This is a genomic window from Burkholderia sp. WTPI3 (assembly GCF_021483755.1).
GTDB lineage: Bacteria > Pseudomonadota > Gammaproteobacteria > Burkholderiales > Burkholderiaceae > Burkholderia.
In genome coordinates this window covers 1-20,871 of sequence record NZ_JAGIXF010000067.1, presented here as the reverse complement: position 1 = coordinate 20,871, position 20,871 = coordinate 1, and the positions used below count along the sequence as shown (strand labels likewise).

Genomic DNA, 20,871 nt, shown 5'->3' with positions numbered 1-20,871 from the left:
CCTTTGGTGCCTGTATTGACGAAGAAAAACGGGGAAAGGATAAACCACACGGCCCGCATGCGCCAAAGCACATGCGGGCCGTGTGGGAACGCCGTTCAACGGGGAAAGACCGGATCAGGCCGATGCCGCGCCGCGCTTCGCCGGAAAGAGACGCCGGAAGATGCGCACGAACGCGAGGCCGTGCTGCGCCCAGAAGCCTTCGCCGTAGGACACGCCTTCGACCTGCTCGCGGATGCCGGTCGGCTCGACCGTGCGGTTCCACGACGCGGTGCCGAACATCATGTCCCACCACGGGAACAGCACGCCGAAGTTGCAGCCGTATTTGGTGCCTTCGTGGCCGTAGCCGACGGCGTGGTGGCGCCGGTGAAAGATCGGACTCACGAGCAGCCGCTCGCCGAGCCGGCCGAACGACAGCCGCGCATTCGTATGCTGGATGCTCTGCAGGAAGTTGGTGAACGCGGTCAGCACGACGAACTGCGACGGCGTCACGCCGATCACGAGCGCGATCGCCGCGAAGAAGCACGACTGGATCACGTCGTCGAGCAGGTGGTTGCGATCGTCGCACCACAGCGACATCTGCCGCTGGCTGTGATGCACGGCGTGCAGTTCCCACCAGATGCCGAACTTGTGCTGCCAGCGGTGATACCAGTAGCCGGCGAAGTCGAGCACGACGAGGTAGATCGCGAACGAGACGATCGGCTTCGACGTGACGCCCGGCCACAGATAGTCGAGGTTGAAGTTCGCGACGCCATGCAGGCGCAGCCACGCCTGGAAGTTGTCGAACACCGGCTGCAGCGCGAAGAAGAAGAACAGCGTGAAGATGCCGAGCTTGGAGATCGCCGTGTAGATCACGTCGACCCGCACCGCGCGGCGGTTCTTCCAGCGCTCGACGGGCGCGAGCGCCTCGAGTGGGCGCAGCAGCGCGAACATCAGCACCATCTGCAGCGCGCCGATGATGACCCAGTACAGTGCGTCGTAGGTGTCCTCGTCATAGTCCATCAGGTTGAACTTGAAGAGGAGGGGCTGCACGACGTCGACGTACAGCCAGGTCTGGATATTCGACACGAATGCATCGATCAGGTGCAGCATCGTTCGCCTCCGTCCGTCACGCGCCGTTCGCAGCCTTCCACGGCGCGCGGTCGTAGAAGTAGATCCCGTGCGGCGAGCGGCCGACGGAGATCGTCTGCACCAGCTTGCGCGACGGCAGGTCGATGATACCGACCTTCTTCGCGAAGCGGAACGTCACCCACAGCGTCTTCTTGTCGGCGGACAGCTCCATGTCGTCCGGCCCCGGCAGCAGGCCGGTGATGTCGCCGACGTTGGTGAGCGTGTTCTCGTCGATGATGCTGATCGTGTTCGCGACCCGGTTCGTGACCGCGACGTGCGTGCCGTCGGCGAGCGAACGGAAGTTGTGCGCACCCTTGCCCGTCACGATCTGCTTGACGACCTTCTGGTTACGCCAGTCGACCACCGCGACGTAATCCGAACCGGTCATCCCGACCAGCAGGTACTTGTCGTCCGGCGTGAGCCACAGGCCCGCCGGCACCTTGCCGACCTTCATCTTCCACTTGACCGTCTGCGTCGGCAGATCGATCGCCGCGATCTCGCCGGACACCTGCAGGGACACGAGCAGCGTCTTGCTGTCCTTCGTGAACGCGAGGTGGCTCGGCATGACTTCGAGCGGCACGCGCTTCGCGAGGTGCAGGTCGCGGCCGTCGTAGCTGTAGATGTCGACGCGGTCGAGCCGCAGCCCGGCCGCCGCGAACCACTTGCGGTCGGGCGAGAAGCCGAGCTGGTACGGATCGTCGATCCCCTCGACGGTGCGCTGCAGCTTGCCCGTCTTCGGATCGAGGAACATCAGGCTGTTCGAGACCGAATTTGCAACGATCAGCGACGAATTGTCGGGCGTAATCATCAGGTGGTGCGGCTCCTTGCCGGTTGGCATCGTGGAGACGACCTGGCGGGTCTGCTGATCGATCAGGGAAAGCGTCGCTTCGGCCGAGTTGAGGACGATCACGTTATTCGCGTGTGCGGCGGGCGCCAGTACGGCGGCGGCCAGCGCGAGCGTGCGGCCGAAAGAAAGGAAAGTGCGCATGAAGACTCACGTCGTGGAACAACTGTCATTGTAAAACGTTCGACCGGCCCCGCCGGTTGACGGGAACCGGCGTTGCGCCACTTCGACGCACGCCGCGCCGGCCGCAGCCGGAGGCGGGTGCGGGTCCGGAAAACCGCTGTTGCACTAGCGCTGCATCGACTCCCAGACCTTGTGCAGACGCTTGACAGAGACAGGCATCGGCGTGCGCAGTTCCTGCGCAAATAACGAAATTCGCAGTTCCTCGAGCAGCCAGCGGAATTCCGCGAGCCGCGAATCCGCCACGCCGCCGCGCTGCGACACCGCGCGCTGGTACTGCTGAACGAGCGGCAGCAGCTCGGTGGACTGCTTCGCGTCGCGCGCCGGATCGGCCTTCAGCTTGTCGATCCGCAGCGCGATACCCTTCAGGTAGCGCGGAAAGTGCGCAAGCTGCACGTAAGGGGTGTCGATCACGAAGCGCTTGCCGACCAGCGCCGCGAGTTGCTGCTGGATATCGGCGTGGGCCTGCGCGAACGGTTTCGCCTGTGCGAGCTTCTTCGCAAGACCCGCGTATTCGGCCAGGATCTGCCCGACGAGCCGCGCGATCTCCTGCGCAAGCAGGTTCAGGCGGCTGCGGCCCTCGTCGCGGCGCGCGTGGAAGCTCGCGTCGTCGTCGGGCAACGGATCCTGCAGGCACGCACGGTCGAGCGCCGTGTCGATCAGCTGGTCGCGCAGTTCGTCCTGCGTGCCGAGCGACATGTACTGCATCGCCATCTCGCGCAGCCCCGGCAGGTTCTTCTCGAGAAACTTGATCGGCTCCTTCAGTTGCAGCGCGAACAGGCGCCGCAGGCCGGCCCGGTGAATCCGCGCGGCCTCCTCGGGCGAGTCGAACACCTCGACGTCGCAGTGCGTCCCGCGATCGACGAGCGCCGGGTAGCCGTACAGCGTCTGGCCGCGCCGACGGATCTCCAGCAACTCGGGAAGCTTGCCGAAGCTCCATGTCGTCAAGTTTTCATACAGGGCCGTCGCGCCCGCTTCCGCCGGCGCGGCCGTCTGCGGCACGGCGCCCTTGCCCGCCCTGCCGCCCTTCGGTGCCGGAACCGTCGGTGCCTGCCCCGCAGCGGAGGCCGGTGCGTCGCCCGTATCGGTTTCACCACCCGGGGAGATCGTCGACGCCGCCGCGATCTTCTGGAACTGCTGCTGCGCCTGCGCGCCGAGCTCCTGGCGCAGTTGCGCGAGGTTGCGCCCCATCGCGAGCTGGCGGCCGTGCTCGTCGATCACCTTGAAGTTCATGAACAGATGCGCGGGCAGCGTCTCGAGCTTGAAGTCGGCCGTCTTCATCATCACCTGCGTCTGTGCACGCACGTCGCCGATCAGCGCCTCGACGAGACCGCCCGCGCCGAAGCGCTCGCGGCCCATCCGCTCGACGAAGCCGGCCGCGTACTCGGGCAGCGGCACGCAGTGCCGGCGCAGCTTCTGCGGCAGCGACTTCAGCAGCAGCTGCACCTTCTCCTTCAGCATCCCCGGCACGAGCCATTCGCAGCGGCGCGCGTCGACCTGGTTCAGCGCGTAGAGCGGCACCGCGAGCGTCACGCCGTCGCGCGGCGTACCCGGCTCGAAGTGGTAGGTGAGCGCCATCTCGACGCCGGCCATCGTCGCTCGCTTCGGGAACAGCTCGGTCGTCACGCCGGCCGCCTCGTGACGCATCAGGTCGTCGCGCGACAGGTACAGCAGGCGCTGCCCGTCTTCCCGCTGGCCGCCCTGCCTTACCTCGTCGCGATACCAGCGCTCGAACGCCGCGCCCGTATGGATGCCCTCCGGAATCGCCTGGTCGTAGTACGCGTAGATCAGCTCGTCGTCGACCAGCACGTCCTGCCGGCGCGACTTGTGCTCGAGCTGCTCGATGTCGGCGAGCAGCTTGCGGTTGTGCGCGAAGAACGGCAGCTTCGTGTCGAATTCGCCTTCGACGAGCGCGCCGCGGATGAACAGCTCGCGCGCGCGCGCCGGATCCTGCTTGCCGAACGCGACACGCCGGCGGTGGTAGATCGGCAGTCCGTACAGCGTCGCGCGCTCGAACGCGCTGACCTGCGCGGGACGCTTCTCCCAGTGCGGCTCGGACAGCGACTTCTTCAGCAGGTGCGCGCCGATCTTCTCGACCCACTCCGGCTCGATCTTCGCGAGGCAGCGCGCGTACAGCCGGCTCGTCTCGACGAGTTCGGCCGCCATCACCCAGCGGCCGGCCTTCTTCGCAAGTGCGGAGCCCGGCCACAGGTAGAACTTGATCCCGCGCGCGCCGAGGTAATGCGGATCGTCGTCGGCCTTCATGCCGAGGTTGCCGAGCAGGCCGGTCAACAGGGCCAGATGCACCTGCTCATAGGTTGCCTCGGCCTCGTTGAGGCGCCAGCCGTGCTCGCGCACGACCGTCAGCAGTTGCGAATGGACGTCGCGCCATTCGCGCAGCCGCAGGTGCGACAGGAAATTCTGCCGGCACGCGTCGACGAGCTGGCGATTCGATTTCTTGTGCGCAACGGCGTCTTCGAACCACACCCAGATCTTCAGCCATTGCAGGAATTCGGAGCGCTCGTCGGCGAACCGGCGATGCGCCTGGTCGGCCTGCTCCTGCGCCTCGATCGGGCGATCGCGCGGATCCTGCACGGACAGCGCGCTCGCGATGATCAGCACCTCGCGCAGCGACTGCTGGTCGCGCGCGGCTAGGATCATCCGGCCGACGCGCGGATCGAGCGGCAGCCGCGCGAGCTCGCGGCCGAGCGGCGTCAGCGCGTTGTCGTCGTCGACCGCGCCGAGTTCGTTGAGCAACTGGTAACCGTCCGCGATCGCGCGACCGGGCGGCGGCTCGAGGAACGGGAACGATTCGATCGCCGTCAGGTGCAGCGACTTCATTCGCAGGATCACCGACGCGAGCGACGAGCGCAGGATTTCCGGATCGGTGAAGCGCGCACGCGCCTGGTAGTCGCTTTCCTCGTACAGACGGATGCACACGCCGTCGGCCACCCGGCCGCAGCGGCCCGCGCGCTGGTTCGCGGCGGCCTGAGAGATCGACTCGACCTGCAGTTGCTCGACCTTGTTGCGGTACGAATAGCGCTTCACGCGCGCGAGACCGGTGTCGACGACGTAGCGGATGCCCGGCACCGTCAGCGACGTTTCGGCCACGTTGGTCGCAAGCACGATCCGGCGCGCGTTCGATGCCTTGAACACCTTGTCCTGGTCGGCCGCCGACAGCCGCGCGAAGAGCGGCAGGATCTCGGTATGCGGCGGGTGGTGCTTGCGCAGCGCCTCGGCCGCTTCGCGGATCTCGCGCTCGCCGGGCAGGAACACCAGCACGTCGCCGGGGCCTTCGCGGCACAGCTCGTCGACCGCGTCGACGATCGCGTCCATCAGGTCGCGCTCCGCCTCGCGCGCGGTCTTCACGCGGTCGCGGCCGCCGGTGCCTTCGGCGTTCTTCACGGCCGGGCGATCCTCGGCCACCGGCCGGTAGCGCATCTCGACCGGATACAGCCGCCCGCTCACCTCGATCACGGGCGCCGGGCGCTCGTCGGTGCCGAAATGGCGCGCGAAGCGGTCGGCGTCGATCGTCGCGGACGTGACGATCAGCTTCAGGTCCGGCCGCCTCGGCAGGATTTCCTTCAGGTAGCCGAGCAGGAAGTCGATGTTCAGGCTGCGCTCGTGCGCCTCGTCGATGATCAGCGTGTCGTACGCCTTCAGCAGCGGATCGGTCTGCGTCTCGGCGAGCAGGATCCCGTCCGTCATCAGCTTGACGGACGCGCCCGGGGCGAGATTGTCGGTAAAGCGCACTTTGTAGCCGACTACCTCGCCGAACGGCGTGCCGAGCTCCTCGGCGATGCGGCGGCCGGTCGACGACGCGGCCAGGCGCCGCGGCTGCGTGTGGCCGATCAGCCCCTTGCCGCCGGCGCCGAGGCCGCGGCCGAGATCGAGACAGATCTTCGGCAACTGGGTGGTCTTGCCGGAACCCGTTTCGCCGCAAACGATGACAACCTGATGACCGGCGATCGCGCGCGCGATTTCGTCGCGCTTGCCCGACACGGGCAGGCTTTCGGGATATGTGATCGGCGGAACGGGGTTCGGTGCGACGGCGGCGCGCGGCGCACGCTCGCGGCGCGGTGCGCGCTCGCCGGTCGCCTGGGGGGCGCCCTTAGCAGCCGGCCGGGCTCGCTGGCCCGGCTCGCCGCGCCGTTCGTCGCCGCGCGGCCCGCGCGGCGGCTGGCCGGCCTGCTGTTGCTGCTGGCGAGGCGGCTGGCCCTGCTGCGGGCGCGCATCGGCCGCACCATCCGGGTGGTTCGCCGACGGCGCTTTGGCCCGCGTCGGCGCGGGACTTTTAGGTACATTCGACATGGGGGCGCATTATAATCCCGCCCATGAATTCCCAAACCGACCTCCCTCCCGCCCAGACCGACACCGCGACGTCGCAGGCCGCCGACGATTCGGCCGCCAGCCACGCGCAGTTCGTCGACTGGATGCGCTCCGTCGCGCCCTATATCCACAAGTTCCGCAACAGCACGTTCGTCGTGGGGTTCGGCGGCGAAGTGGTGCAGCAGGGGCTGCTGAACGCGCTCGTGTCCGACATCGCGCTGCTGCAGGCGATGGGCATCCAGATCGTGCTCGTGCACGGCTCGCGGCCGCAGGTCGAGGAGCAGTTGAGCCTGCATGGTGTCGAATCCGAGTTTTCGCACGGGCTGCGCATCACCGATGCGCGCGCGCTCGAATCCGCGAAGGAGGCGGCCGGCGAAGTGCGTCTCGACATCGAGGCCGCGATCAGCCAGGGTCTGCCGAACTCGCCGATGGCGCACGCGCACATCAGCGTCGTGTCCGGCAACTTCGTGACCGCGCGGCCGGTGGGGATTCTCGACGGGGTCGACTTCGCGCACACGGGCATCGTGCGCAAGATCGACGCCGAGTCGATCCGTCATTCGCTCGCGAGCCGCAAGCTCGTGCTGCTGTCGCCGCTCGGTTTCTCGCCGACCGGTGAAGCATTCAACCTGTCGATGGAAGACGTCGCATCGGCCGCCGCGATCGCGCTGCGCGCCGACAAGATCATCTTCCTGACCGAAGCGCCCGGCATCGTCGACGACGAGGGCGTGCTGGTCCGCGAAATGTCGCTGGATGCGGCCGCGGAGCTGCTCGATTCCGGCAACGTCCAGGGCGACGACGCGTTCTTCCTGAAGCACTCGATCCGCGCATGCCGCGGCGGCGTGACCCGGGCCCACCTGATTCCGCAGTCGCTCGACGGCAGCATGCTGCTCGAACTGTTCCTGCACGACGGCGTCGGCACGATGATCTCGTACGAGAACCTCGAGAGCCTGCGCGAAGCGACGCCGGACGACGTCGGCGGCATCCTGTCGCTGATCGAGCCGCTCGAATCCGACGGCACGCTGGTGCGACGCGGTCGCCACCAGATCGAACGCGACATCGACCACTTCTCGGTGATCGAGCACGATGGCGTGCTGTTCGGCTGCGCGGCGCTGTATCCGTACCAGCAGGAAAAGATCGGCGAGATGGCGTGCCTGACGGTCGCGCCGGAAGCGCAAGGCTCCGGCGACGGCGAACGCCTGCTCAAGCGTATCGAGCAGCGCGCCCGTGCGCGCGGCCTCACGCACATCTTCGTGCTCACGACGCGCACCGAGCACTGGTTCCTCAAGCGCGGCTTCGTCAAGGTCAGCGTCGACGACCTGCCGGAAGACCGCCGCAAACTCTATAACTGGCAGCGCAAGTCGCTCGTGCTGATGAAACAGCTCTGAGCGCAGGCACGACTGCCCTCCCCCAGACACCGATTACAGGAGAAGTACACGATGGCTCGAATGATCCAATGCGCGAAGCTCGGCAAGGAAGCTGAAGCGCTCGATTTCCCGCCGCTGCCGGGCGAACTCGGCAAGCGCATCTATGAAAGCGTGTCGAAGGAAGCATGGCAAGGCTGGCTCAAGCAGCAGACGATGCTGATCAACGAGAACCGCCTGAACATGGCCGACCCGCGCGCGCGCCAGTACCTGATGAAGCAGACCGAGAAGTACTTCTTCGGCGACGGCGCGGACCAGGCGTCCGGCTACGTGCCGCCGACCGAAGGCTGAGCACCCGCGAATCGCGATGGCCGGCCATGCCGGCGCATCGCACAAAAAGCAAACGGCACCGTGTATCGCACGGTGCCGTTTGCCTTTGGCGGGGCGTTTTCCGGCGATGCGCCGCGCCGCCCGGCTTACCCCGCCGGTTTCAACGTGGCGCGCTCATCCTCGTGCGCCGCCGTGCCGGCCGGGGTGTCGGCGCCGGCACTTTCGGTGCCCCATTCGGCCGCATCGCTGCGCTCGGCGGTCGACAGTTCGTTTGCGCGATAGCCGGTGCGATTCAGCAGCGCCAGCATGCACGCGAGCGACACGAGCGCATAGAGCCCCGACGCGATCGCGACGCCGACGATGCTGCCGGTCGCATTCAGGATCGCCTGCGCGAGCACCGGCGTGCCGCCGCCGACGACGAGCGCGCTCGACTGATACGCGAGCGACAGCCCGGTGTAGCGGATGTTGACCGGAAACACACGCGCGAGCACGCCGCCGACCGCGCCGTAGAACATCGCGGACGGGATCGTCGAGATGCACATGCCCGCAACGGCGACCCAGTACGAACGCGTGGCGAGCGCATGGAACATCACCGGCATCAGCACGATCTCCGGAATCAGGATCCAGCACATCGCGCGCCGCATGTCGACCTTCGACACGAACCACGCGCCGATCGGCTGCATCAGGAACTGCACGACGAGCGAGATCGACAGGATGCCGAGGAAGGTGCCCTGCGCATAGCCGAGCTCCCTGGTCGCCCACGACAGCGCGAACGTGCTGCGGAAGTACGTGACGTTGATCACCGGCAGCGTGCCGGCCGCGAGCAGCACGATCGGCCAGTGATCGCGCACGACGTCGCGCAGCGGCAGCTTCACCGTACGCTTGCGCGCGAGCACGCGCTGCATGTCGACCGATTCCTCGAGCCGCAGCCGGATTACCATCCCGATGATCACGAGCACGGCCGACAGCAGGAACGGGATGCGCCAGCCCCACATCAGGAACGATGGCGTCGGCAGCGCGCTCAGCGCGAAGAACGCGGCCGTCGCGAGCAGGTTGCCGGTTGGCGAACCCTGCTGCGCGAATGCCGCGTACAGGATGCTGCGATGCTTCGGCGCGTTCTCGCTCGCGATCAGCACCGCGCCGCCCCACTCGCCGCCGACCGCGATGCCCTGCAGCACGCGCAGCACGACGAGCCCCGCCGGCGCCCATACGCCGATCGATGCGTAGCCGGGCAAGAGACCGATGCCGGTCGTCGCGAGGCCCATCATCACGAGCGTGATCACGAGCGCCGTCTTGCGGCCGACGCGATCGCCGAGATGCCCGAACACGATCCCGCCGAGCGGCCGCGCGGCGAAACCGGCCCAGAACGTGACGAACGCGAGCAGCGTCGCGACGCCGGGGTCCATCGTGCTGGAAAAGAACACCTTGCCGAACACGAGCGCCGCCGCCGTGCCGTAGATGTAGAAGTCGTACCACTCGATCGTGGTGCCGACGAATGCCGCGAGGGCGGCACGGCCGGGCCGCGGTTGCGCGGCAGACGGGGATTGCGGACGGCTCATCGATGTCTCCATGTTCGTGATCGGCCGCGCGACTGTCGCGCGCGTTGCCGGATGGCCGGCATTGCGCCGCCGGCTGGCGGTGCTGCGGTGTTGCGGTGTTGCGGTGTTGCTGTGCGTTTCGTCGGCCGAGGGGGCTCACGTGCAGCCGCCCCCTCGGCCGGTCACGTCGGGTCCGGTGCGACCTTCAGCACGCCGGCGTCGAGCAGTTGCTGCCGGAGCACCGGATCGACGCCGAGGCGGTCGAGCACCGCGCGCGTGTCGCGGCCGAGCGCGGGCGGCGGTGTGCGGTAAGTCGCCGGCGTGCGCGACAGCTTCACCGGCGATGCAGTGCCGCGATACGCGCCGAGCTCGACGAACAGGTTCCGGTGCAGCGCATGCGGATCGCGCGTGACGTCGCCGACATCGCGCACCGGACCGCACGGCACGCCCGCTGCCATCAGGTCGCGGGCGAGCGGCTCGCACGGATGCGCGGCGAGCCGTGCCTCCAGCTCGACCTTCAGTTGCGAGCGGTGCGCGCAGCGGCTGCGGTTGTCGACGAAACGCGGGTCGCTGGCCAGCGCCGGCGCGCCGAGATGCGCGACGAGCCGCGCGAACTGCCGGTCGTTGCCGACAGCGAGGAAGATCGGCACGGTGGCCGTGCGGTAGCTGTCGTACGGCGCGATGTTCGGATGCGCGTTGCCGCTGCGCTCGGGCACGCGCCCCGAGCCGAAGAAGTTCGGCAAGTGCGGATGCAGCAGCGACACGCCGCAGTCGTACAACGCGATGTCGATCGACTGGCCCTGGCCGCTCTTCTCCCGCTCCGCGAGCGCGAGCAGGATGCCGGCAAGCGCGTTGAGCCCCGTGACCATGTCGACGATCGGCAGACCGATGCGCATCGCACCGCCGTCGCGCTCGCCATTCACGCTCATCAGCCCGGCCATCGCCTGGATCACCGCGTCGTAGCCGGGCAGCCCGCCGAGCGGGCCGTCTTCGCCGAAGCCCGTCACCGCGCAGTGGATCAGGCGCGGAAAACACGGCTGCAGGTCGCGTGCGTAGTCCATCCTCCAGCGCGCGAGCGTGCCGGGCTTGAAGTTCTCGACGAGTACGTCGGCCTCTTCGAGCAGGCGCCACAGAATCGCGCGCCCTTCGTCGCGGGACAGGTCGAGCGCGAGCCCTTCCTTGTTGCGGTTCACGCCCATGAAGTACCACGCGGTGTCGCCGAGAAACGGCGGCCCCCAGCCGCGCGTCTCGTCGCCGTCCGGCGGCTCGATCTTGACGACCGTCGCGCCGTGGTCGGCGAGCGCCTGCGTGCAGTACGGGCCGCCGAGCACGCGGCTCAGGTCGACGACCTTCAGGCCGTCCAGTGCCCCTCGCGTCGCGCTCATCGTTCGACCTCCGGCAGCAGGTCGAGCGCCATGTCGAGCGGCACCGGCGTGCCGCGCAGCAGCGCGTCGAACGCCGCCGCTTCGTCGTCGCGCGACGCCGGCGCGAGCGGGTCGACCGGCAGCAGCTTGTGACGCACGATCAGGTGCGCGAGCGCGAGGCGCCGGTAATCGGGCGCGAGCCGCACGCCTTCGCATGCCATCAGCACGGCCGCGCTCGCGTAATACAGCGCCGACGCGGCCTGCCGCACGCGTGCATCGTCGCCGTCCGCCGCGACCCGCGCGAGCGCGTCGCATGCACGCGTCAGAATACGTCGCAGTGCCGCGCGACTCGCGTCGGGCAGCGGCGCGGCGCCGAGCCGGTCGCCGAGGAACGTACGCAGCGCGTCGAGCGCGTGCTCGCGCTGCGCGGCGCGCGCGACGTCGAGCGCGACGATGTTGCTCGTGCCTTCCCAGATCGAGCCCAGATGCGCATCGCGCACGAGACGTGCATCGCTCCACTCCTCGATGTAGCCGGTGCCGCCGCGCACTTCCATCGCATCGCCCGTCACGCGGCGTGCGTCGCGGCACGCGCGGAACTTGATCAGCGGCGTCAGGATGCGCACGCAGCGCGCGGCCTGCTCGTCGCCCGCATCCGCCTGCGGCAGCAGCAGCGCGATCTGCATGAACATCGCGCGCGCGGCCTCGGCGGGCAGCAGCATCTTCATCAGCTGGCGCTGCATCAGCGGCATCTCGATCAGCTTGCGGCCGAACGCGGCGCGGTTCGCGGCCACGTGCAGCGACTCGTTCAGCGCGCGTCGCATCAGCCCGGCCGCCCGCACGCCGTTCGACAGCCGCGACATGTTGATCATGTCGGCCATCTGGTGAAAACCGCGGCCGATCTCGCCGATCAGATACGCCTGCGCGCCTTCGAGCGCGATCTCGCCGCTCGCCATCGAGCGGCTGCCGAGCTTGTCCTTGAGCCGCACGATCCGGTATGCGTTGCGCGTGCCGTCCGGCAGCGTCTTCGGCAGCAGGAACAGCGCGAGGCCCTTGATGCCGTCCGGCGCGCCATCGGGTCGCGCCAGCACCATCGCGAGATCGGCGTCCGCGTTCGAGCAGAACCACTTGTCGCCGTACAGACGCCAGACCGCGTCGCCGTGCGCGTCCGTTTCGCGCGCCGCGCGCGTCGCGATACGGCCCACGTCGGAGCCGGCCGCCTGCTCCGTCATGAACATCGCGCCCTGGAACAGCGTGTCGAAATCGCGCGACGCGAGCATCGGCAGGTAGCGCTCGACAAGCGCCGGCTCGCCGAAACGGCGCAGCGTGCGCGTGAGCGAATCGGTCATGCTGACCGGGCAGCACAGCCCGAATTCGGCCTGCACGAACAGGAACGTCAGCGCATATTTGACGAGCGGCGCTACCGCCTCGGGCTGGTGGCTCAGCGACGCGAGCCCGAGCTCCGCATAGGCGACGCGTTCGAGCGCGACGTACGCGGGATCCTTGTCGATCCGCTGCACGGCTTCGCCCCGCCGGTTGCGGTGCTCGAGCACGGGCGGATGCTTGTCCGCGCGCGATGCCCATTCGTCGAGTTCGCCCGACACGCGTGCGCCGAGCGCATGCAGCCGCGGTTCGAGTGCTGCGTATTGGTCGGCGCCGAGATGCAGCTTCAGCAATGCGCCGAGATCGGGATCAGCCGTGAAGAAATTGATGCCCCGGCTGTCGGGGATATTGGATGCGCCGGCCTCCGGCGTGCGAGCGGTGTCGTTCATGCGTGCGTCTCCATGGTGGCGCGGCTGCCGGCCGGTGCCCGCGCCGTGGCCGCGCGGCCGGCCGATGCCAGTCGTTCAGCAGAGCGTAGGCGCGCGATCGATAAGCGTCCAATACAGGATTTATCCGGTACGATAGACAACGCTTATCGATGCCGATGCGGCGAGGAGACAGCATGGAATTGAGGCAGTTGCGCTACTTCGTGGCGGTCGCCGAAGAGCTGCATTTCGGGCGCGCGGCGAAACGCCTGTTCATCTCGCAGCCGGCGCTGAGCTTCGACATCCGCAAGTTCGAGGAAGCGCTCGGCGTGCAGCTTTTTTCGCGGACCAACAAGACCGTCGCACTGACCAATGCGGGCGCGGTGCTGCTCGGCGAAGCGCGCCGGCTGCTGCTGCAGGCGGCCGAGGCCGAGCGCGTCACCGTGCGTTCGGCCTCGGGGCTCGCGGGCCGGCTGCGGATCGGCTTCGTGCATTCGATGCTGTATCGCGGGCTGCCCGACGCGGTGCGGCGCTTCGAGGCCGACTATCCGGGCGTCGAGGTCGTGCTGAGCGAGATGAACACGCAGGCGCAAGTCCAGGCGATCCAGCGCGGCCAGATCGATCTCGGCTACGCGCACTGGGGCCACTGTCCGCCCGAGGTCGAATCGGCGCCCGTCTATGCGGAGCCGTTCGTGTGCTGCCTGCCGGCCGCGCATCCGCTCGCGCGGCGCCGGCGGGTCGCGCTCGCCGCGCTGGCCGCGGAGCCGTTCATCCTGTTTCCGCGTGAAGCGGCGCCGCACTATCACGACCTGATCATCGCGCAATGCGTGAACGCGGGATTCAGCCCGCTGATCCGTCACGAGGCACGGCTGTGGCAGACGATCCTGTCGATGATCGAGTTCGGGATGGGCATCGCGCTCGTGCCGCGCGTGCTGCAGCAAGTGAAAAGCGACCGGCTGGCGTTCCGGCCGCTGAGGGACGGGTCGCTCGAATCGCGCACACTCGAACTGAAGCGCAGCGGCACCGCCGAACCGGTCGCGCTGCGCTTCGCCGACTACGTGCGCGCGTCGATCGACGCGCTGCCCGCGCTGGCGGGCTGACCCGGCCTGCGGCTACTTCGCGTCCGGCTGCAGCACCGGCTGCGCGCGCCGGTACCACACCGCGTACACGACGGACAGCACGATCAGGAACGGAATCCCGAAGATCAGCGTCATGTGGAACTCGGCCGTGAAGTAGGTCGTCACCATCACCGCGAGCATCAGCCCCGCACCGAGCAGCGTCAGCAGCGGAAAGCCGCGCATCCGGAATGCAGGCGCCGGCAGGCCGAGCGCCGCGCGACGACGTCGGAAGCAGTAGTGCGTGACGAAGATCATCATCCACGTGAACAGCGCGCCGAACATCGACACCGCCATCATGATCGTGAACGACGCGTCCGGATACAGCACGCTCAACACCGTGGCGAGCGCGATGCCGAGCGTCGACAGCATCAGCGCGCCGAACGGCACGCCGCGCGCGTTCACGTCGCCGAGCGCCTTAGGCGCATGGCCCGCACGCGACAGGCTGAACATCATCCGCGTCGTGATGTAGAGCTGGCTGTTCATCGCGGACAGCGCAGCGATCAGCACGACGAAGTTGATCAGCCCCGCCGCTCCCGGCAGGTGGATCGCCTCCATCACCTTCACGAACGGGCTCTCGTCGCGCCCTGCCGCCGTCCACGGCACGATCGCGAGCATCAGCGCGAGCGTGACGAGGTAGAACAGCACGAGCCGCACGATGGTCGAGCGGAATGCGCGCGTGACCGCATGCTCGGGATCTTCTGCCTCGCCGGCCGCGACCGCGATCATCTCGATGCTCAGGTAGCTGAAGATCGACACGATCACCGCGACCCACATCCCCCACACGCCCTTCGGAAAGAAGCCGCCATGATCGGTGTAATGGTGGAAGCCGGCACGCGCCGCGCCGTTGCCCACGAGCGCCGGATCGCCGAACACGACGTACGCGCCGAGCACGATGAAGCCGACGATCGCCGCGATCTTCACGACGGAGAACCCGTATTCGACTGCGCCGAATACGTCGACGCTGCGTGCATTGACGAGCACGAGCAGCGCCGAGAAGCCGACGATCCATAGCCACCCCGGCACGCCCGGGAACCAGTACTTCATGTACAGCGCGATTGCGGTGACTTCGGTGCCGACCGCGAGCACGATGCACGCCCAGTACGCGTAGCGCACGAGAAACCCGGCCCACGGGCTCACGTAATGTTCGGCGTACGCACCGAACGACCCGGAGGTCGGGTGCGCGACCGTCATCTCCGCTAGACAGCCCATCAGCAACAACGAGATGAACGCGCCGATCGCGTAGCTCACGAGCACGCTCGGCCCCGCGAAACCGATCGCGAACCCGCTGCCGAGAAAGAGACCCGTGCCGATCGCACCGCCGATCGCGATCATCGCCATCTGTCGTGCGGAAAGCGTGCGGCGCAAACCGTGCTCGCGCGCCGCGATGTGCTGGAATTGCCCTTCTGGTTGCATCGAATGACCTCGTTCGAAAGCGATTGTCCGGTCGAAATCTCGACGGCGCGCTGGCCGGCGCCGGACCGCACCGGCCGTCGCGCGCCGTATGCTCAGAACATGTGGCGCAGGCCGGCCGCGATGCCCGTCTGGTTGCCGCGTCCGGGCATTTCGGTAAACGCGCCGCCGCTCACCCGGTTGTAGTCCAGCGTCGCGTAGACCTGCGTGGCCTTCGACAGCGCGTACTCGGCCTCGAGCACGCCCGTATAGCGCTTTCCACCGTTGCCCGCGATGCCGTTGACATTGCGGATGTCGTCGTAGTACGCGACGCCCGTCACCGATACCGCGGGCGTGACCTTCACGATCGCACCGGTGTAGAAGATCGCGTCGCGGCGAGGGTTGTCGACGAACGAACCGTAGGTCACGTCGCGCCCCGCCGCGTTCAGCAATTGCTGGTCGAGCATGCCCGTGCGGTCGATGCCGCCGAGGTAGCCCGCATACAGCGTCGCCACGCCGAACGCATAGCGTGCGCCCGCGCCCCACGCCTGCTGCGCGCGGCTGTTCAGGTCGCGCACCTGCTGGTACGTCGCGCCGACCATCAGCCCGCCGAGCGTGTACGACACGTGCGTGCCCCAGTATGCATTCGCGCCGAGACTGCCCGCCACGCCGCCGAAGCCGTAGCTCGCGCCGACGTTCAGCCCGCCGAACGTGCCGTCGTAGCTGACGACGTTGCTCGCGCGGCCCTGCGTGAGGAAGTACGGCCACATGTTGGCCGTGTAGTTGCCGACCGTCAGCGGATCCAGATCGCCGAACAGGTTGAACGCTTCGGTCGCCTGTCGGCCGAGCTTCACGGTGCCCCAGTCGCTGGCGAGGCCGACATACGCGTAGCGGCCGAACAATGCACCGTCGAGCTGTCCGTTCTGCGGCTCGAAGCCGCTCTCGAGCTGGAAGATCGCCTTCAGTCCGCCGCCGAGCGCTTCGCTGCCCTTCAGGCCCCAGCGGCTGTTGGTGATCGCGCCGTTGGTCATCTGCACGCTTGCGTCGTTCGACACGTCCGCGTGCGTCGTATAGCGGATGCTCTGATCGACGATCCCGTACAGCGTCACGCTGCTCTGCGCCATCGCGCCGCTCGCGGCGAGCAGGCCCGCCATTGTCGGCAGTGCGAATCGACTGATGCTCTTCATGCTTGTCTCCATCCTTGTCTTTCGTTTGTTGATGTTGTCGGTATCGTGGTTACTGCTATCCGCACGCGGCGGCACGCGTGCTAGTCGCGCGCCGCCGGCAGCGCGACGTACGCGACGAGTTCGACGCGCATGTCCGGATGCGCGAAGCCCTGCACGCCCACGCACGTGCGGTTCGGGTACGGTTCGCGGAAGTGGCGCCGGTACTCGGCGTCGAATTCCGGCATCGCGCTCACGTCGGACAGGTAGACGAGCACCTGCGCGACGTCGTCCATCGTCGCGCCCGCCGCGGCCGCGGCCTTCGCGAGATTGCCGAGCGTGACGCGCGCCTGCGCGGTCATCGTGTCACCGACGATCGCGCCGGACGCATCGACCGGCCCGTGGCCGGTAAACATCAGCCCGCCTGCGCGGGTTGCCCACGAGAACGGCTGCGCGAGCTGCGGCAAGTCGACCGGGATCCTGTCTGCCATCGTGTCCTCCTTCGATTCGAAACCGGTTGCTCAGGCCGCCTGGCGCGGCGCGCCGCCGAGCACGTCGGCGATCGCGTTCGCGACGTGCTCGACGTTCGCGTCGTTCAACCCCGCGATGCACATGCGGCCCGAGCGCAGCAGGTAGACGCCATGCGACGTGCGCAAGCGGTCCACGTCGGTTGCGGCGATGCCCGTATAGCTGAACATCCCGCGCTGCGTGACGAGCGCGTCGAAGGCCGGCGCGGGCAGGCGCGCATCGAGCCGCGCCTTCAGCGCGCCGCGCATGCGCTTGATTCGCGCACGCACCTGTGCGACCTCGTCTTCCCAGCGCGCGCGCAGCGCGTCGTCGTTCAGCACCGTCGACACGAGCTGCGCGCCGAACAGCGGCGGGCTCGAATAGGTGCGGCGCACGCCGGCCTGCAACTGGCTCAGCACCGTCGCGGCTTCGCCCGCACTCGTGCAGACGATCGACAGCCCGCCGACGCGCTCGCCGTACAACGAGAAGTTCTTCGAGAACGAGTTGCTGACGATCGCCGGCAACCCTGCCTCGACGATCGCGCGCACGGCCCATGCATCGTCGTCGAGACCGTCGCCGAAGCCCTGATACGCCATGTCGAGAAACGGAATCAGCCCGCGGCGCACGAGCACGTCGATCACCGCGCGCCATGCTTCGCGGCTCAGGTCGAGGCCCGTCGGGTTGTGGCAGCACGGTTGCAGCAGCACGATGCTGCGCGCGGGCAGCGCGTCGAGCGCCGCGAGCATCGCGTCGACGCGCAGGCCGTTGCGTGTTTCGTCGTAGTACGGATACGTGTGCACGTCGAGCCCGGCCGCCGAGAAGATCACGCGATGGTTGTCCCACGTCGGATCGCTGATCCAGATCGCGCTGTCGGGGAAATAGCGCTTCACGAACTCGGCGCCGAGACGCAGCGCGCCCGAACCGCCCAGCGTCTGCAGCGACGCGATGCGGCCTTGCGCGAGCGCCGCGCAATCGGCGCCGAACACGAGACGCTGCACGCCCTGCCGGTACGCGGCGAGCCCTTCCATCGGCAGGTAGGTGTGCGGCGCGCCCGCTTCGCGCAGCCGCTCGGCCGCGATGCGCGTGCTTTCGAGCACCGGGATGCGGCCCGCGTCGTCATAGTAGAGGCCGATGCTGAGGTTGACCTTGTGCGGATGCGCATCCTGCTGGAATGCCTGGAACAGCGACAGGATCGGATCGCCCGGATAGGCGGGAATGTGTTCGTACATGTCGGAATGTCGGTAGGAGTGGAAATCGGTGCGACCGGCGGCCTGGCATCGAGCCGGGCCGTGCAATCGAGGCATGGGGCGCATGTTATCGAGGACGAAATAGAATGAGCTTCACTTTTCGGTGACGATCCGAACCGATTGCAGTAGAGTCTTCGACTACTATCTCAAAATTGACGGGATTCTTCGAAATGACCCTGGATCGAACCGACATGCGGATCCTCCGGCACCTCGAACGGGACGGACGCATCAGCAATCAGGACCTGTCGAACGCGGTCGCGCTGTCGCCGTCGGCATGCCTGCGGCGCGTGAAGCTGCTCGAGGAACGCGGCGCCATTGCCGGCTACCGCTGCACGATCGAGCCGAAGAAGGTGGGCGTGGCGTTCGAGGCGCTGGTGCACGTCTCGATGCGCCCGGACGTGCCCGAGTGGCACGACCGGTTCGTGGAAGCGATCCAGCAGTGGCCGGAAGTCATCGCCGCGCAGATCGTGACGGGCGGATCGAACTACGTACTGACGGTGCGCGCGCGCGACCTCGACCACTACTCCGACTTCGTGATCAATCGGCTGCACCGCGCCACCGGCGTGATGTCGATCAATTCGAGCATCGTGCTCGCGACGCTCAAACGCGACGGCTCGATCCTGGATCTCGTCGAGCCGTCGACGGCCGGCTGACCGACATTCAGGCGGCCCCGAAAATTATTTGCAGAAAGTGCTTTACGAACCCCAAAATCCCTGACATAATTTGATTCTTCTTTGGGCGGTTAGCTCAGCGGTAGAGCACTGCCTTCACACGGCAGGGGTCACTGGTTCGATCCCAGTACCGCCCACCAAAGATTCGAAGGGCCGGCAATCGCCGGCCCTTCTTGCTTTCCGGGTCAGCACTTGGCGAAATGTTCGTTAAGTGTCCTCTCGCCCAACCGGACTGTTGGCACATTCTTGTCACACTTCTTCTTCGAGGTGTCTGGTGCCAACCATTCGCAAACGCGGCGACTGCCAATTTCAGGCGATCGTCCGTCGTCAGGGATTGCTTCAATGACTACCGCTTTGATGCGACCGCTACTCTTTCTCCCATGCGCGACATGACCATATTTCCCAATTCGCCATGCTGGCATGTCGAGCGATCAGCGTAAGACCGCATTGCGCGTCGCCGCCGTTCCGAAGGCCGCGTTCGAGCGGCAGGTCGAGAGCAAGAAGCCGCCATCGCGCTTGGATTGGCCGCATACGACGACGAACGCACGAAGGCGAAGGAACGGCAGCGGGAAGGATTGCGTAAAGGAAATTCTCCCGTTCCGGCCAGCCGGCCGGAACGGGGACAAGACGAGCGCACGAACGAGTCGCGTGAACGCGTCGCAAAGCTGACAGGCGTTAGCGGTCGCGCCGTGAGTCGGGATTAGCGCTTGCGGCGTCGCGGATCGATGCCGTTCTGTTCGAGTAGCTTGCGGAGGCGCGTGTTGTCCATCCATAGCGTAGCGAACGCAGACACCATCATCAAAATGGGAAACCATTCGCCGGTCCCGGCGATGATGGCCCAGCCGACGACGAAGCAAGTTAGTGCCGTTCCGATAAGTAAGAGGCGATCCGCAATCCATTAACGGCACGTCACGCGACATCCGTCCGCCACGTAATATCCGGTAACGAATTTGTAACACTGATCTGATAGCGGCTGACTAGAATCGATCGACAATGACAGCCGGCCGAGCGGCACCGGCTCCCGAATCCAATCAAGACGAACGGGGATCCGGACCGCGCATTGCGCGGCTGGTTCATACCGTCGCGACTACCCCATGACATTGTCGAATTCACACACCCTGTGGTTGACCGGCTTGAGTGGCGCCGGCAAGTCCACGCTGTCGCGCGAGATCGCCGCACACTTGCGCGCGCACAACATTCCTGTCTGCATTCTCGACGGCGACGAACTGCGCTCGGGCGTCTCTCCCGATCTCGGATTCAGGCGCGACGATCGCGCCGAGAACTGTCGACGCACCGCGGAAATCGCGAAGTTGCTGAACAGCCAGGGAATCATGGTCGTGGTCGCGCTGATTTCGCCGTATGAAGTCGACCGGCAACTGGCGCGCCAGATCGTCGGTGACGAGCGCTTCGTCGAAATCTATCTGAAGACCGACATCGAGACGTGCTCCGCGCGCGATCCGAAACGTCTGTACGCAAAGGCGATGACCGGCCAGACGCGCCAGTTCACCGGCATCTCCGATCCGTACGAGGTCCCCGTGTCCCCGGATCTCGTCGTCGAGACCGGGGCGACGTCCATCGCCGAGTGCGTCGCGCGCATCATCGAATTCGACCAGCAGCGCTTCGACCACGTCTGATCGACACGCAGCGACGGCTCACTTTGCGTGCGCGACACGCTCCGCCGTCGCGTCAAACGCGCGCTTCGCCTTGTCGACGATCTCGTCGACCTCCCCTTCCCGAATCACGAGCGGCGGCGACAGCAGCATCCGGTCGCCGGTCGCGCGCATGATCAGGTTCCCGTTGAAGCAGAAGTCGCGGCAGATCGTGCCGACATCGACGCTCGCGTCGAAACGCTCGCGCCGGTCGCGATCGCGCGCGAGTTGCACGCCGGCAACCAGCCCTGCCCCCGCAATCTCGCCGACGATCGGATGATCGCCGAGCGCCTCTCGCAGCCGGCGCTGGAAATACGGACCGATGTCGC

General features: G+C 67.1%; 15 protein-coding genes, 1 tRNA gene and 1 pseudogene. 6 read left to right on the top strand and 11 right to left on the bottom strand.

Annotated features, from left to right (window positions below; genetic code table 11):
• Positions 1-114: 114 nt before the first annotated feature.
• The 3 genes from J7024_RS27760 to hrpA all read right to left on the bottom strand — a co-directional run bounded on the left by J7024_RS27760 (position 115) and on the right by hrpA (position 6,442).
• Complete coding sequence (locus tag J7024_RS27760; RefSeq protein WP_124829417.1) at positions 115-1,089, bottom strand: sterol desaturase family protein; 975 nt, start codon at positions 1,087-1,089, stop codon at positions 115-117.
• A gap of 16 nt (positions 1,090-1,105) precedes the next feature.
• Positions 1,106-2,095, bottom strand: a complete 990-nt coding sequence (locus tag J7024_RS27755; protein ID WP_124829418.1) for a YVTN family beta-propeller repeat protein — start codon at positions 2,093-2,095, stop codon at positions 1,106-1,108.
• 144 nt (positions 2,096-2,239) lie between these two features.
• Positions 2,240-6,442 carry an ATP-dependent RNA helicase HrpA gene (hrpA, locus tag J7024_RS27750; RefSeq protein WP_234745626.1) on the bottom strand — a complete coding sequence of 1,401 codons (4,203 nt, stop codon included), beginning with the start codon at positions 6,440-6,442 and terminating at the stop codon, positions 2,240-2,242.
• 23 nt (positions 6,443-6,465) lie between these two features.
• Between hrpA and argA the strand changes: the two genes are divergently transcribed.
• Together argA and J7024_RS27740 are read left to right on the top strand one after the other, a co-directional pair.
• Positions 6,466-7,845, top strand: a complete 1,380-nt coding sequence (argA, locus tag J7024_RS27745; RefSeq protein WP_124829420.1) for an amino-acid N-acetyltransferase — start codon at positions 6,466-6,468, stop codon at positions 7,843-7,845.
• Positions 7,846-7,896: 51 nt separating this feature from the next.
• Entirely contained in the window at positions 7,897-8,172 is a 276-nt protein-coding gene (locus J7024_RS27740) for an oxidative damage protection protein (RefSeq protein WP_096508624.1), read from the top strand.
• Between the two features lie 125 nt (positions 8,173-8,297).
• Here the strand turns inward: J7024_RS27740 and J7024_RS27735 are convergent, their stop codons facing one another.
• From J7024_RS27735 to J7024_RS27725, 3 genes are all read right to left on the bottom strand, one after another.
• Positions 8,298-9,710: an MFS transporter gene (locus J7024_RS27735; protein WP_124829421.1), complete on the bottom strand. Its 1,413-nt coding sequence runs from the start codon at positions 9,708-9,710 to the stop codon at positions 8,298-8,300.
• A gap of 161 nt (positions 9,711-9,871) precedes the next feature.
• A complete protein-coding gene (locus J7024_RS27730; RefSeq protein ID WP_124829422.1) occupies positions 9,872-11,074 on the bottom strand; it encodes a CaiB/BaiF CoA transferase family protein in 1,203 nt (400 codons plus the stop codon).
• Positions 11,071-12,822 carry an acyl-CoA dehydrogenase family protein gene (locus tag J7024_RS27725; RefSeq protein ID WP_124829423.1) on the bottom strand — a complete coding sequence of 584 codons (1,752 nt, stop codon included), beginning with the start codon at positions 12,820-12,822 and terminating at the stop codon, positions 11,071-11,073. The genes J7024_RS27730 and J7024_RS27725 overlap by 4 nt, the downstream gene beginning before the upstream one ends.
• Before the next feature lie 173 nt (positions 12,823-12,995).
• Here J7024_RS27725 and J7024_RS27720 point away from each other — a divergent pair, with 173 nt between their 5' ends.
• The gene (locus tag J7024_RS27720) at positions 12,996-13,898 is read left to right on the top strand and encodes a LysR substrate-binding domain-containing protein (protein ID WP_124829424.1); all 903 of its coding nucleotides are present in this window, start codon (positions 12,996-12,998) and stop codon (positions 13,896-13,898) included.
• A 12-nt stretch (positions 13,899-13,910) separates the two neighbouring features.
• Here the strand turns inward: J7024_RS27720 and J7024_RS27715 are convergent, their stop codons facing one another.
• From J7024_RS27715 to J7024_RS27700, 4 genes are all read right to left on the bottom strand, one after another.
• The gene (locus tag J7024_RS27715; RefSeq protein ID WP_124829425.1) at positions 13,911-15,329 is read right to left on the bottom strand and encodes an amino acid permease; all 1,419 of its coding nucleotides are present in this window, start codon (positions 15,327-15,329) and stop codon (positions 13,911-13,913) included.
• A 92-nt stretch (positions 15,330-15,421) separates the two neighbouring features.
• Positions 15,422-16,492, bottom strand: coding sequence for a porin (locus J7024_RS27710; RefSeq protein ID WP_390679622.1), 1,071 nt, complete (start codon positions 16,490-16,492; stop codon positions 15,422-15,424).
• A gap of 80 nt (positions 16,493-16,572) precedes the next feature.
• Positions 16,573-16,959 (bottom strand): RidA family protein, encoded by a 387-nt coding sequence (locus J7024_RS27705; RefSeq protein WP_124829427.1) that lies wholly within the window; start codon positions 16,957-16,959, stop codon positions 16,573-16,575.
• A gap of 30 nt (positions 16,960-16,989) precedes the next feature.
• Complete coding sequence (locus J7024_RS27700; protein ID WP_124829428.1) at positions 16,990-18,204, bottom strand: amino acid aminotransferase; 1,215 nt, start codon at positions 18,202-18,204, stop codon at positions 16,990-16,992.
• Positions 18,205-18,392: 188 nt separating this feature from the next.
• On the opposite strand from J7024_RS27700, the gene J7024_RS27695 reads away from it, so the two are divergent.
• The 3 genes from J7024_RS27695 to cysC all read left to right on the top strand — a co-directional run bounded on the left by J7024_RS27695 (position 18,393) and on the right by cysC (position 20,527).
• Complete coding sequence (locus J7024_RS27695; protein WP_124829429.1) at positions 18,393-18,875, top strand: Lrp/AsnC family transcriptional regulator; 483 nt, start codon at positions 18,393-18,395, stop codon at positions 18,873-18,875.
• Between the two features lie 83 nt (positions 18,876-18,958).
• A tRNA-Val gene (locus J7024_RS27690) sits at positions 18,959-19,033 on the top strand.
• Positions 19,034-19,987: 954 nt separating this feature from the next.
• On the top strand, positions 19,988-20,527 hold the full coding sequence (gene cysC / locus J7024_RS27685) for an adenylyl-sulfate kinase (protein ID WP_124829450.1): 540 nt from the start codon (positions 19,988-19,990) through the stop codon (positions 20,525-20,527).
• Between the two features lie 18 nt (positions 20,528-20,545).
• Here cysC and J7024_RS27680 read toward each other — a convergent pair.
• Positions 20,546-20,871: pseudogene (locus J7024_RS27680) on the bottom strand (aspartate aminotransferase family protein); the annotation flags it as partial.

Bases quoted from the DNA above. Each gene is read 5' to 3' on its own strand.
- J7024_RS27760 (WP_124829417.1), bottom strand. From the start codon at position 1,089: ATGCTGCACCTGATCGATGCATTCGTGTCGAATATCCAGACCTGGCTG.
- J7024_RS27755 (WP_124829418.1), bottom strand. From the start codon at position 2,095: ATGCGCACTTTCCTTTCTTTCGGCCGCACGCTCGCGCTGGCCGCCGCC.
- hrpA (WP_234745626.1), bottom strand. From the start codon at position 6,442: ATGTCGAATGTACCTAAAAGTCCCGCGCCGACGCGGGCCAAAGCGCCG.
- argA (WP_124829420.1), top strand. From the start codon at position 6,466: ATGAATTCCCAAACCGACCTCCCTCCCGCCCAGACCGACACCGCGACG.
- J7024_RS27740 (WP_096508624.1), top strand. From the start codon at position 7,897: ATGGCTCGAATGATCCAATGCGCGAAGCTCGGCAAGGAAGCTGAAGCG.
- J7024_RS27735 (WP_124829421.1), bottom strand. From the start codon at position 9,710: ATGAGCCGTCCGCAATCCCCGTCTGCCGCGCAACCGCGGCCCGGCCGT.
- J7024_RS27730 (WP_124829422.1), bottom strand. From the start codon at position 11,074: ATGAGCGCGACGCGAGGGGCACTGGACGGCCTGAAGGTCGTCGACCTG.
- J7024_RS27725 (WP_124829423.1), bottom strand. From the start codon at position 12,822: ATGAACGACACCGCTCGCACGCCGGAGGCCGGCGCATCCAATATCCCC.
- J7024_RS27720 (WP_124829424.1), top strand. From the start codon at position 12,996: ATGGAATTGAGGCAGTTGCGCTACTTCGTGGCGGTCGCCGAAGAGCTG.
- J7024_RS27715 (WP_124829425.1), bottom strand. From the start codon at position 15,329: ATGCAACCAGAAGGGCAATTCCAGCACATCGCGGCGCGCGAGCACGGT.
- J7024_RS27710 (WP_390679622.1), bottom strand. From the start codon at position 16,492: ATGAAGAGCATCAGTCGATTCGCACTGCCGACAATGGCGGGCCTGCTC.
- J7024_RS27705 (WP_124829427.1), bottom strand. From the start codon at position 16,959: ATGGCAGACAGGATCCCGGTCGACTTGCCGCAGCTCGCGCAGCCGTTC.
- J7024_RS27700 (WP_124829428.1), bottom strand. From the start codon at position 18,204: ATGTACGAACACATTCCCGCCTATCCGGGCGATCCGATCCTGTCGCTG.
- J7024_RS27695 (WP_124829429.1), top strand. From the start codon at position 18,393: ATGACCCTGGATCGAACCGACATGCGGATCCTCCGGCACCTCGAACGG.
- cysC (WP_124829450.1), top strand. From the start codon at position 19,988: ATGACATTGTCGAATTCACACACCCTGTGGTTGACCGGCTTGAGTGGC.